Annotated in this window: 11 protein-coding genes; 6 read left to right on the top strand and 5 right to left on the bottom strand. The window is 35.9% G+C overall.

The window, feature by feature from the left end:
* Positions 1-32 precede the first annotated feature (32 nt).
* Entirely contained in the window at positions 33-1,382 is a 1,350-nt protein-coding gene (locus SCA31_RS02615) for an ATP-binding protein (protein WP_410695292.1), read from the bottom strand.
* A gap of 116 nt (positions 1,383-1,498) precedes the next feature.
* Here SCA31_RS02615 and SCA31_RS02610 point away from each other — a divergent pair, with 116 nt between their 5' ends.
* Positions 1,499-2,401 carry an ABC transporter ATP-binding protein gene (locus tag SCA31_RS02610; protein ID WP_410695291.1) on the top strand — a complete coding sequence of 301 codons (903 nt, stop codon included), beginning with the start codon at positions 1,499-1,501 and terminating at the stop codon, positions 2,399-2,401.
* 2 nt (positions 2,402-2,403) lie between these two features.
* Positions 2,404-3,249 (top strand): ABC transporter permease, encoded by an 846-nt coding sequence (locus tag SCA31_RS02605; protein WP_410695290.1) that lies wholly within the window; start codon positions 2,404-2,406, stop codon positions 3,247-3,249.
* A gap of 61 nt (positions 3,250-3,310) precedes the next feature.
* On the opposite strand, the gene msrB is transcribed toward SCA31_RS02605, so the two are convergent.
* From msrB to SCA31_RS02585, 4 genes are all read right to left on the bottom strand, one after another.
* Positions 3,311-4,411, bottom strand: coding sequence for a peptide-methionine (R)-S-oxide reductase MsrB (msrB, locus tag SCA31_RS02600; RefSeq protein ID WP_410695289.1), 1,101 nt, complete (start codon positions 4,409-4,411; stop codon positions 3,311-3,313).
* A gap of 17 nt (positions 4,412-4,428) precedes the next feature.
* Complete coding sequence (locus tag SCA31_RS02595) at positions 4,429-4,878, bottom strand: DUF417 family protein (protein WP_410695287.1); 450 nt, start codon at positions 4,876-4,878, stop codon at positions 4,429-4,431.
* Positions 4,879-4,958: 80 nt separating this feature from the next.
* On the bottom strand, positions 4,959-5,228 hold the full coding sequence (locus SCA31_RS02590; RefSeq protein WP_410695285.1) for a hypothetical protein: 270 nt from the start codon (positions 5,226-5,228) through the stop codon (positions 4,959-4,961).
* 1 nt (position 5,229) lies between these two features.
* A complete protein-coding gene (locus tag SCA31_RS02585; protein WP_410695283.1) occupies positions 5,230-5,781 on the bottom strand; it encodes a sigma-70 family RNA polymerase sigma factor in 552 nt (183 codons plus the stop codon).
* Between the two features lie 349 nt (positions 5,782-6,130).
* Between SCA31_RS02585 and alaS the strand changes: the two genes are divergently transcribed.
* The 4 genes from alaS (at position 6,131) to SCA31_RS02565 (ending at position 13,100) form a co-directional block, all read left to right on the top strand.
* Positions 6,131-8,734 (top strand): alanine--tRNA ligase, encoded by a 2,604-nt coding sequence (gene alaS, locus SCA31_RS02580; protein WP_410695281.1) that lies wholly within the window; start codon positions 6,131-6,133, stop codon positions 8,732-8,734.
* A 217-nt stretch (positions 8,735-8,951) separates the two neighbouring features.
* Positions 8,952-11,348: a hypothetical protein gene (locus SCA31_RS02575; RefSeq protein WP_410695280.1), complete on the top strand. Its 2,397-nt coding sequence runs from the start codon at positions 8,952-8,954 to the stop codon at positions 11,346-11,348.
* 39 nt (positions 11,349-11,387) lie between these two features.
* On the top strand, positions 11,388-11,624 hold the full coding sequence (locus SCA31_RS02570; protein WP_410695278.1) for a hypothetical protein: 237 nt from the start codon (positions 11,388-11,390) through the stop codon (positions 11,622-11,624).
* Positions 11,625-11,630: 6 nt separating this feature from the next.
* The gene (locus SCA31_RS02565; RefSeq protein ID WP_410695277.1) at positions 11,631-13,100 is read left to right on the top strand and encodes a M20/M25/M40 family metallo-hydrolase; all 1,470 of its coding nucleotides are present in this window, start codon (positions 11,631-11,633) and stop codon (positions 13,098-13,100) included.
* The last annotated feature ends 21 nt before the right edge of the window (positions 13,101-13,121 follow it).

Raw genomic sequence — 13,121 nt, 5'->3', positions numbered from 1 at the left:
AATAGAACACTCTTATCCTAAAACTCTAAAAGCTACTCGTCTTTTTCTCCATTATGATGGAATCCAATGGCACGCCTTGGTTCCTCAACGATCTTATAAGTCTCCAATTCACTCTTCAAAGCCTGAATTCTAAAATGAAATTCTTCCAAATTATTAATGATTGCATCAGCCAGAAATCTTGCTACCTGATCCAGATATTCTTCAGTAAGTTTTGCTGTGGCATCTCTTAAAGCTCCATTCAAAAGATTCTTGTCAATTTTAAGCTTTTCATTTCGCGTTCTTTGGTAGAGGTTTTTAATACGTTTTTTTAAACTTTGGGTAAAGTCAATCAGCATGGTGTTGCTAAAAGCTTTCATTCTTGAAGAAACATCATGCCAGAAAGGAAGTTTATCTGCTTTATTATTTTTAAGAATCATGTAAAGTAAAGAATCTTCTTCAAGTCCTCTCGTCATTGCATATAATATAATCTCGGAACGTTCTGAAGCATTGGGCGGGAATATGGGAATCATCACATCAAATCTTCCCGGCGCCAGAATTTCTTCATCAATTTCTGAAACAGAATTGGCAGAACCTACCATTAATACTCCTTCTTTTTCAAACTTACCAATATAATGTAGAATCAATTCCTGAACCTCAAGATTACAAGAAGCAATATCTTTTTCTGCTTTTCTCTGCATCATAATTTCATCAAAATCCTCAAGGAAAAGCAACATTTTATTCTCTTTCATCATGGTTTGCAGAAAGTCACTAAAATTAATTTCATTTCCATCAATAAATGAAGTTCCCAGATAGTGTTTTTTAACTTCTTTAAACTGATATCCTATGATCTCAGCAATTTTATTGGCCCAAAAAATCTTTCCACTTCCCGGAGGTCCATATAAAATAATTCCTGCGGGTTTATTGATTCCCCAATCCTTGATCTGCTGGGGATTTAAAAATGGTTCTAATACTGCAGAAGTATAGAAAAATAAGTCTCTGTATCCTATAAAATCTCTTTGCTGTAAACGGGTCTTATGGCCAAAGTAGTCATATACGAACTTATAGTTCCCTCCCATCTTGTTATCGATACCATAACTTGAAATAGAAGATTTGAAAAAACCATTGTCGAAGATATTAGGATTATTATCCTTTATGGCTTTTTCCACTTTGTCTTTAGGCTGATTAATTACTTCTGCAATCTGTTCCAAGGTTTTATTCTTGTCCAGATCCTTTTCATATAATCTTAAAAAATCTACGTTTTCACGAGCAAATTTTTCAAAATCTTCCTTTACATCAAAGTTTGTACTAACGCAATCTACCAATTCTAGGTCGAAATCCTGTATAAACTGCTTTATGGCTTCTGCAGAAACATTGAGTTCTTCTGCGAGTTCAATTAACTTCATAATTCCCTATTAGTTCAATCAAATTTAATGTATTTACATTTAAATTTATATTGATTTATGATAATTTTGTAACAATATCTAGTTTAGATAGACTACTACTATGTAAAACAAATTACATGGAAAAGATTTTATCAGTAAAAAATTTGACAAAAAAGTTTAAAAGAGTTGTAGTCAACAATATTTCTTTTGATGTCGAAAAAGGAAATGTATATGGGCTTTTGGGCCCGAATGGAAGCGGGAAATCCACAACTTTCGGGATGCTGCTTTCAACCATCAACCCTACCAGCGGAGACTGGTTTTGGTTTGGTAAAAAAGGTACAGATTCTGAAACTTTAAAAAAGATAGGAGCTATTATCGAACAACCCAACTTCTACCCTTATTTAAGTGCGGAAACGAACCTGAAAATTGTGGCAGAAATTAAAAATGCTCCTTATTCAAGAATTGATGAAGTTCTGAAGATCGTTAAGCTGTACGAAAGGAAAAAAGATCCTTTCAAAACCTTTTCTTTAGGAATGAAACAACGTTTGGCCATAGCTTCAGCTATGCTGAACAATCCTGAAGTGATGATATTAGACGAACCAACCAATGGATTGGACCCTGAAGGAATTATTCAGATCAGAGAAATCATCAGCGATATTGCCAAACAGGGAATCACCATTATCATTGCCAGTCATCTTTTGGATGAAATTGAAAAAATATGCAGCCATGTAATTGTATTAAAAGAAGGAAATTCTATCTACTGTGGAAGAGTGGATGAAATGACTTCCAACAATGGGTATTTTGAGTTAAAAGCAGACAATAATACGTTGCTTTTAAATGCTTTAAATGAGCTTCAATGGTTCTCATCCATCAATCAGGAAGGTGATCTTATCAAAGCACAGATTCGTGATGATGCCTCAATTTCAGCGTCGGCTATGAATCAGAAACTGGCTGAAAGGGGGATCTATCTTTCTCATTTGACCAAGAAAAAATTATCTCTTGAATCTCAATTCCTTGAACTTGTAAAAAACACCCATTAGTCATGATAAAATTATTAAAACTGGAATACTACAAAAACCTGAACTATAAACCGTTTAAGGTTTTCACGATACTATATTTCGCCATTCTTATTGCCTTGCTTTTCATTGGATTGGTAGATTTTGACCTTTTCGGAGGAACAATTAACTTAAAAGAACAAGGAATTTATAATTTCCCGGAAATCTGGAATTTCACCACATGGATTGTTGCTTTACTTAAAATTTTCCTGGGATTGATTATTGTTTTCTCTATTTCGCAGGAATTCAGCAACCGGATGTTCAAGCAGAATACGATTGATGGATTAAGCAGACAGGAATTTATCATTTCAAAATTGCTGACGATAAGTATTTTCACAATTGTTTCCACGATAGTTGTATTGGGAATTACTTTATTTCTTGGATATCAATACTCCAATACAACAGAATCCACAAAGGTTTTTGCAGAGGTTTTCTTTATTGGAAATTACCTGGTTAAACTCTTTACATTCTTCTGTTTTCTAATGTTTCTTTCCATTTTACTGAGAAAATCGATTTTTGTATTTCTTGCTCTTTTTGTTTTCTGGATTGGTGAGGGAATTTTAACAGCGTTCGAAGTATATTCAAAAGTAAAAGGAATGCAGGGTCCACAAAGAAATGATGCTCTTCAGAATGATTTTTTTATAACACATCTTTTACCATTGGAAAGTATGTCCAGCCTTATTCCTAATCCGATGATGAGATTAAATATGGCTAAAATGATGGGCGTAAAGTATGAATTCCACTACCCTACAGAAAGCCTTATTGCCTGTCTGATCTGGTCTGCTGTTTTCATATTTGGATCATACTGGATTTTGAAGAAAAGAGATTGGTAGATTTCAATTGCATTATTAACTCAAAAATAAAAGGCTGCCCAATGGCAGCCTTCCTTTCACATTACTTTTTATCTAACAACGGAAGATATTTTCCGTATCCTTTTTTCTCCATCTCAGCTTTTGGAATAAACTTCAGAGAAGCACTGTTGATACAGTAGCGAAGTCCTCCTTTATCTGTAGGTCCGTCAGTAAAGACATGTCCTAAGTGAGCGTCTCCAATTTTACTTCTTACTTCTACTCTGGTCATTCCATGGGTACGATCCAGTTTTTCATCAATCATACTTTTTGTAATGGGTTTTGAAAAGCTTGGCCATCCACATCCTGATTCAAATTTATCGGTTGATATAAATAAAGGTTCACCGGTGGTAATATCCACATAAATTCCCTCTCTTGTTTCGTTCCAGTATTCATTTTGGAAAGGTCTTTCTGTTCCGTTTTCCTGAGTTACGTTATATTGTTCTGCACTTAACTTTTCCTTTAAAACCTTTTTATCCTGTTTTTGATACGTTGTAGCCTTTGGAAGCGGGTTTGCTTTCTTTGCCATTTCAAAAAGGCCTGGTTCAATATGGCAGTAACCTCCAGGGTTTTTATCTAAATAATCCTGATGATAATCTTCTGCCTTGTAGAAATTTTTCAATGGAACAGTTTCTACCACTAACGGATTACTATAATTTTTAGCCAGCATCTGAACTTCTCCTTTTACCACAGTTTCATCGTTTTTATCCGTGAAATAAATTCCCGTTCTATATTGGTTTCCACGGTCATTGCCTTGCTTATCAATACTTGTAGGGTCAATAGTCTTAAAATACAGATCAATCAATAGTTTCAGATCTACCTGCTCCGGATCATACTTCACTTTTACAGTCTCTGCAAAACCTGTTGTATGACTTACCACTTCCTCGTAGGTAGGATTTTGAGTATTTCCGTTTGCATACCCAACCTCTGTTCCTACAACTCCACGAATCTGTTGAAAGAAATGCTCTGTTCCCCAGAAGCATCCACCGGCAAAATAAATCTCTCTGATGTTTTTATTATCCATAATTTCTTGTTTTTCTTTCTTTATCTCTACTTCATTGGGCTTGTTCTTTTTAAAAAGCCCGGATTCTGCAGCAAAAACTGCGATACCCAGAATAATTCCAAGTACTATTAATATATTTTTCATATTTAGCTTTTTATTTATTATTTATTATTTTGAACCATCATTAATCCAAATCCTAAAAGCATAAGGTCCTTCAAGATAAAAAAGTCTGTGACCGGCACTCCATCTACTACTTTCCACATTCCCGGAGTGGTAAACAGATAACTTAAAGTGACGAGGAAAGTAACAATCATTCCTAGTCCTGCGTACTTTCTTACCCATGCAAATTTCGCACTAAATAGGAGTAGTAAGGCAATGATAATTTCTATCGCTCCGATAAGATTTGACACAGTCTGAACGCTCATAATCTTATATACGAAAAAAGTTAGGAAATGGTTTTCAACCAAAGGTTTTATTGCAGCAGCTTCCGTGGGAGTAAATTTGAAAATACCGATCCAGAGCAAAATAAGAGCAGCTCCGAAGAGGGAAATGTAGTATCCCAGATTGTACGTTGATTGATAATTACCCGTTTTATTTGTTGTTCCGACCATTTTTTAAGATTTTGAATTAATACTTTTATTGTTTTCAAAAGTATAGTCGGAGCTATTTCAAAATCCTGACAAAAATTTTTCTAGAAATTTAATTTATCAATCATTTTATTTTTAAAATCCTGAATTTCAGACTCATTAATTTCTACAGACTTCTGAGAAATTGTCTTTTTAAACACCTTATCCAATAGAGCCAGCTTTTCATTGTACATCCTGCACCATTTACAAATCATTAAATGGGCACCCAGCTTTCTGTTTTCTTTGGTAGAAATAGATCCGGCATTTCGTTTTTCCATAAGCAGAGTTGCTTCACTGCATGGTAGAAATAAGGTATGTAATAATTTTTTTAGCATTTTAATATAATCTTGAAAACCAGTTAAACTCCAGACATTCCCTAAGTTGTACCCGGCTTCGTTGAAGAATCTTCCAAAGGTTAGTCGTAGAAACATTCAATTCCTGACTTACTTCGGGCGCTTTTTTTTCTTCCAGGTAATACATCTTTAATAAAATCTTCCATCTGGCAGGCAATTCTTCAATACATTCTTCAAGGGTTTTGTTGAATTCCTGATTATCCAAAAGTTCCGATTCTGTTGACACATTCCAGTCATTGATGACATTTTTATCTTTCCATGATCCTGTTTCATCAAAGAAATGATCTAGCTTTATAGTAGGTTCTGATTTATATTTATTCCGGTAGAAATCAGCAATTTTTCTATTAAGGATCGCCATCAGCCAGGTTAAAGGCTGGCTTTTCCCCGCAAATGAATCATAATTTGAAAATGCAGCTATAAAGACATCCTGAACTACATCCTGAGCGTCTTCCTTATTCGAAAGTACATACAATGCCCGCTTCAAAAGGGGTCCGGAATATTGTTCTATCCAGCTTTTCAGGATTTCATTTTTCATTATTGCAGGGCTGTTTTATCTTATTCAGATCATAGCGAAGATAATAAGTTAAATGGAAAGAAAAAATAATTAGTGCAGGATATGGCAAGCATACAAAGAGCTTTATTCTTAATAAAATTTTAGACTGTATATTCTAATGGTAATTATTGAGTATGATGTATATTAAATGATAAATTTCTTCAGCATCCTATCCCATTTTTAAAAGAACAAATCGAAGTTATTCCCAATATTATGTCTGACATTTGATAAAACATCCTTGAAAAAATCTAATATTAGATATTAAATCACCTAAAAATCTTAAATTTGCATCTTATCAAAATTTGATATTAAAAAAAGCAAAAGCAATACTATGACATCACAAGAGATACGTCAAAAATTTTTAGACTATTTTAAAAGTAAGGAGCACCTTATCGTTCCTTCGGCTCCTATTGTGCTGAAAGACGACCCTACCCTTATGTTTTCCAACTCCGGAATGACGCAGTTCAAGGATTTCTTCCTAGGCTACAAAACACCTACGGCCCCAAGAATTGCCGATACACAGAAGTGTCTGAGAGTTTCAGGAAAGCACAATGATTTGGATGATGTAGGTAGAGATACTTACCACCACACCATGTTTGAAATGTTAGGAAACTGGTCTTTCGGGGATTACTTCAAAAAAGAGGCTATTGCTTTTGCCTGGGAATTACTGACTGAAGTATACGGAATTCCAAAAGAAAATTTATATGTAACTATTTTCGAAGGAGACTCATCTGAAAACCTTGAAAGAGATCAGGACGCGTATGATTTCTGGAAATCTCACATTTCTGAGGACAGAATTATCAACGGAAATAAAAAGGATAATTTCTGGGAAATGGGTGAAAGCGGACCATGTGGACCGTGTTCAGAAATCCATGTTGACTTAAGAACCCCTGAAGAAAAAGCTCGGGTTTCAGGACTTGAATTGGTGAATAATGATCATCCTCAGGTTGTTGAGGTATGGAATCTGGTTTTCATGGAATTCAACAGAAAGGCTGACAAATCTCTGGAAAAACTTCCTGCCCAACATGTAGACACAGGAATGGGATTTGAGCGTCTTTGTATGGCACTTCAAGGGAAATCTTCCAACTATGATACAGATGTTTTCACTCCGCTTATTTCTAAGGTTGAAGAACTTTCAGGTAAAAAATATACAGGAATTTTAGAGGACGAAAAAGATATTGCCATCCGTGTTGTGGTAGACCACATCAGAGCGGTTTCTTTTGCTATTGCAGACGGACAGCTTCCTTCTAACGGAGGAGCAGGTTATGTAATCAGAAGAATTTTAAGAAGAGGTATTTCTTATTCTTACCGATTCCTTGGGATGAAAGAACCTTTCCTTTATAAATTGGTTTCGGTTCTACAGGAGCAAATGGGATCTTTCTTCCCTGAACTTGAAAAACAAGGAAAACTAGTTTCTGAAGTTATTAAAAGTGAAGAGGAATCTTTCCTAAAAACCATTGAAAACGGATTGATCAGAGTTGAAAAATTAATTCAACAGACCATTACGGATCATCTAAAGGTATTACCAAGTGAAGAAGTTTTTGAATTATATGATACTTACGGTTTCCCCGATGACTTAACAAGAATTATTGCTGAGGAAAAAGGATTAACCATTGATGAGGAGGGCTTCAAGGCTGAAATGGAAAAGCAAAAGCAACGTTCCAAGTCAGATTCTGCTCAAAAGGTTTATGATTGGGTAGTTTTGGAAGAAAAACCGGAATCATTCGTAGGATATGATCAGATTGAATCTGAAACGTATATTACAAGATACAGAAAGGTAGAAAATAAAGACGGGGAATTTTATCAGGTAGTACTGAGCAGCTCTCCTTTCTACCCTGAAGGAGGTGGACAGGTTGGAGACAAAGGTCTTCTAGAAAATGCTTCAGAAAGCTTTGAAGTTCTGGAAACTAAAAAGGAGAACGGATTAATCGTTTCATTGATTGATGGTCTTCCAAAGGATGCAGGAGCTGTTTTCTATGCTAAGGTAAATGCTACTGACAGAAAGAACTCTCAGGCTAACCACTCTGTAACCCACCTTTTACATGAGGCATTGAGAGATGTTTTAGGAACGCACGTTGAACAGAAAGGTTCTTACGTAGGTCCGGATTATCTTCGTTTTGACTTCTCTCACTTCAATAAAATGACTGAGGAGGAATTGGCTTTAATTGAAGAAAAAGTAAATCATAAGATCAAAGAAAGCATTGCTTTACAGGAGTTCAGAAATATTCCTATTCAGGAGGCTTTGGACAAAGGGGCAATGGCTTTATTTGGAGAAAAATACGGTGACAGTGTGAGAATGATACAGTTCGGAAGTTCAAGAGAACTTTGCGGGGGAACTCACGTAAAAAACACCAGCGAAATCGGTCATTTCAAGATTACATCTGAAGGTTCTGCAGCAGCAGGAATCAGAAGAATTGAAGCTATTTCCGGTGATAAATCTGAAGAATACTTCAATAATCTTGAAAAGCAGATCATTGAGCTTTCACAATTACTGAAATCTAAAGATGTAGTAAGATCCATCGAAAAACTTATTGAGGAAAATACTTCGTTAAAAGCTGAGGTAGATGCCCTTAAAAAGGAAAAGGCAAAAGGAGAAATCGGTGATTGGAAGACAGCCTACGAGCAGAAAGGCAATAAGCAATTGCTAGTGAAGAAGACTTCTTTGGATGCAGGTTCTGTTAAGGATATTGTATTTCAGTTGAAGAGAGAAATCCCTACTTCGGTAACGATCATTCTTTCTGACGCAGATGGAAAACCAATGATCACTGTAGGAGTTTCTGATGATCTGGCCGCAGATTATCAGGCCGGAGCTATTGTAAAGGATCTGGCAAAAGAAATCCAAGGCGGAGGTGGTGGAAACCCGGGCTTTGCAACAGCAGGGGGGAAAAACCTTTCCGGATTGGAAAATGCTTATCAAAAAGCATTGAATATTTAAACAATATTTTAAAATATAGAAGACTCCTGAATTTAATTTGTTCAGGAGTTTTTTTATTGGAAATTTCAAAGAATTACAGAAAGATGATCTACCCCCAAGCTTAATATTCACTCTGTAGGAAATATGCATTTACTCATTAGATTAAATCAATGTTATACTCTGTTAAAAAACTTTTCTACAAGAATAAATATCATTAATTTTGACATAGTTTTTTTACATGAAAAGGGGTTTACAATTATTATTTTTTCTGATATATCTTTTGGGTTATTCGCAACTGAAAATAAAAGTAGTGGATGACACCAATCAAAAACCTGTCTCTAATGCTAAGGTTTACTGTGATGATAAAATCCTTGGTTATACCGATGCACAAGGGGTTTTAGAATTTAAAACAGCATGCAGGAATATAGAAGTAGAAGCGGAATCCTATAAAAAGGAAACAACATCTGTGGAAAGCAGCATGGAGGTTTCTCTTACCAAAAAGTCATCAAAGACAACAGCCATTGAAGCAGTTGTAATTGAGGATAAAAGTGATCCAAGAGCATTGGAAATCCTTAAAAAGGTGAACAAAATGTTCAATGAGAACTCTCCTAAAAGTTTAGGTTCCTATGCTTACAAATCCTACGAAAAAATCTCACTGGATATTGACGAGGATAGTCTCTCTCAGTTTAATCAATATTTTAATGACCTCAACATTTTCAAGAAAAAAAGAGAAAAAGACTCTCTGAATAACATCAATGCAAGAAAGATCTTTGCAAAAAGTAAACTCTTCCTCTGGGAAAGAGCACAGGAGTTTTTATATTCCAAAAAATATGGAGAAAAGATCAATATTCTGGACAACAGAATCTCAGGTTTAAAGCAGCCTGTTTATGAGATGATTGCCCTCCAGCAAAGTAACAGAGATGTTGTACCGGAACAGGTAAAACCGGAGAATAGAGGTCTTTACAGATTCTTTCTTTCGGATACCATTGAACTTGATGGAAGAAAAAGCTTTGTGATTCGTTTCCGTGAAGTGAACTACAAAAATCCGGACAGAAAAAGAAAATATAACGGCTCTATTTATATAGATACTGAGACCTACGGAATTAAAAAAATTGAAAATTTTAGTAAAAACAAGAACGACGGAATTATCACCAGTACCTGGGTGTTTTATAATAATAAATGGTTCCTTGCCCATGAAAAAACCAAGCTTAAAATGGGCAAAATGGCAATGGATGACAAGGAACACGTAAATAAAAAGGACAAAAAAAGCTTTGGTACCTATGCTTTCCTCACGTCCAAATACTTTGACTTTGAATCTCCCATTGAGGAAAAAGCTCAGGACTTCAAGGGGTATACATTCTCTGTGAAAAGTATCGACGGGCATTCTCTGGACCGATATAGAACAGATCCGCTTACTGAAAGAGAACAAAATACCTATAAAACAATTGACAGCCTTGGTAAGAAATATAAAATTGATAGTAAGGCACAGATCATTTCAGGCTTGCTTAATGGGCAAATCAGAGTAAAAGCGGTAGATTTTGCAGTGGATGAGATTGCTAACTATAACTCGTATGAGGGGTTCAGGCTTGGATTAAAGGCCAAGATCAATGAAAATTTCAACCCTTATTTTTCTCCTGATTACTATTTTGCCTATGGTGTAAAGGACAGAAGGTGGAAATACGGAATGGGTATAGACGTAAAGACTACATTAAGAAAAAACTCATTCTTCAGGTTTGAATTTTATGATGATGTCACGGCTTCAGGGGAGTTTTACAGACGACTTTGGAATTTCAAAATGAGGATGATGAACTTTGGAAATAACCTTAATAATGATAAGTATTTCCACTTCAAGGGTGCGTCATTGTCTTATCTGAACGATGTTACCAACGGGCTTACTCTTGCTTTTGCTGTAAGAAGAAATATTGAAGAGGCTGAGTTTGATTACCAGTTTAGAGAGGGTGGATCTTCGTTTAAGAATTTCAACACCTTATTTACGTTAAAGTATTCTCCCAATTCTACCAATATTATGACTCCACAGGGGAAATCCCTGATTGACCAGAAGTATCCGGAGCTTTATTTTAACTATGAACAAAGCTATAAAATAGCGGGTGGAAGTTTCAATTACTCCCGTTTTGATGCCCTTTTTGTACATAATTTCAAGACTCCGATCGGAACTACAGGTTTCAGATTGTATGGAGGGGTAGTTTTGGGTGAAGCTCCAATATGGAAGAACTTTACCATGAACGGACTAGCCTCTCCTGGTAAGGATTTCAATTTTAACCTTACTTCATTCCTTGGGTTTGCAACCCTGGAAGGTGGTAAGTTTTATAATGATAAGTTCGTTGCCTATTATTTCACGCATAAACTGCCTTTTTACTTCAAAAGCTTTGGACATAATGTTTCCAGCTTTGATTTTGTACTGCGTGGAACCATTGGAGATATGAAGCATCCGGAGTATCATCAGTTTAGATTCAAGAAGCTCGACCACCTGTATCAGGAGGTTGGTTTGGAATGGAACAATTTCCTTTCGAGCTATTTCAATCTGGGATTATTCTACAGAGTGGGTTATTATGCAACGCCACACTTCAAGGAAAATTTCGCCATCCAGTTCAAATTAAAGTTCCTGGAATTTTAATTACAATCATTATACAATACATCATATATATAAGCTACCATGCAGAGAATAGAAATAAAAGCGGAAGCATTTTTTGAATTATTAAAATTAAAAGATACTTCCATGTGGGAAATATTCTCACAAATGATTAACGGAGAAGAAAAAGAAATTATATTTTTGGATAATGAAGATAAAATTCTCTTCAATTATGTTTTACCATCTAATCCAGAGAAACTGGAAGAGGACAGAAAGGAGTTTTCAAAGCAATTTGCTGATAAACTAGATCATTTAAATTAAAATCAGATGAATAGAAATTATATTTTTTCCCTGTTGAGTATTCTTGTATTCAGTATCGGGAATGCTCAAAGTTATAAGAAGCCCCTGGTTTCTGCTATCAAGGAGTCTGATCTTAGAAAAGATATGTATGAATTGGCAGCAGACCAATTTTGGGGACGTGAGGCCGGAACCCTCGATGAATTAAAGGTTTCCATGTGGCTTGCCGACAAAGCCAAGGAAGCAGGAATGAAGCCTGCCGGTGATCATGGTACCTTTTTCCAGTTCTTTGATATGTACAGACATCAGGTAATCCCTCAAAGCAGCCTGAAAATTGGAGACAATAGTTTAAAGCTATGGAAAGACTATCTTGTGGCAGAGCCTGTAAATGCTTCTCTGGATGCTGAAGTTGTATACGCAGGAAATGCAGAGCCTGAGGAGCTTTCTACATTGAATATCAAAGGAAAAGTATTGGCAGTAAATGCTTCTGATAAAAACATAGACAAGGAAATGACTCTTTTTGTAAGAAGATATCCCGGATTTGTAAGAACCAAATACTACAATAAAGCCTATGAACTTGGAGCTAAGGCAATCATCTTTATCACTGATGATCTGTCGGAGCAAAGCTGGCCGGAAGTTCTTCCCCAAATGACAAGAGGAAGCTATGGCGTAGAGGGATTAAGAGAAAAAATAACGAACAACATTCCTGTTCTTTGGATCAAAAAAGAAAATGCAGGCTGGGTAAAGAACAACCCGAAAGTTTCTCTTAACCTTATAACAGAAACCTATAAATATCCATCCGTAAATATCATCGGAAAAATTGAAGGAACAGATCCTTCCCTTAAGGATGAATATGTTCTGCTTAGCGGACATCAGGACCACGACGGGATCAGACATCCTGTAAAGAATGATACCATCTACAACGGAGCTGATGATAATGCCAGTACCTGCGTAGCGATGTTAGCAATGGCAAGAGCCTATAGAAAACAACCTGGAAAAAGAAGCATGCTGTTTGTTTTCCATGGTGCTGAAGAAAGGGGTTTACTTGGATCAAGATGGCATGCAGCCCATCCTGTAGTTCCAAAAGAGAAAATTGTAGCAGTCCTTAATGGAGATATGATCGGAAGAAACAGCAATGATGAAGCCGCTTTATTAGGAGGAAATGCTCCACATAAAAACTCTGAGGAATTGGTAAAAATGGCAGAGGAAGCCAATAATGAAAGTACTAAATTCAAGTATCTGAAAGATTGGGACTCTCCTAGTCATGCAGAATTCTTTTATTTCCGTAGTGACCATCTTCCTTATGCTAAAGTTGGGATTCCTGCCATATTTTTCACCAGTGTCCTGCATGATCAGTACCACACCCCACAGGATGAATCCGAAAACATCAATTACAAAAAGTTGTATAAAATGACTGAATGGATGTACAGAACTTCCTGGAAAGTAGCTAATGAAGCTGAACGTCCGAAAATTATTTCAAATTTTACCCTTGAAAGATAAATAACAAAAAGCTTCACAAAT

Source organism: Chryseobacterium sp. SIMBA_028 (assembly GCF_046535285.1).
Taxonomy (GTDB): Bacteria; Bacteroidota; Bacteroidia; order Flavobacteriales; family Weeksellaceae; genus Chryseobacterium.
This window is presented reverse-complemented; position numbering and strand designations above follow the sequence as displayed.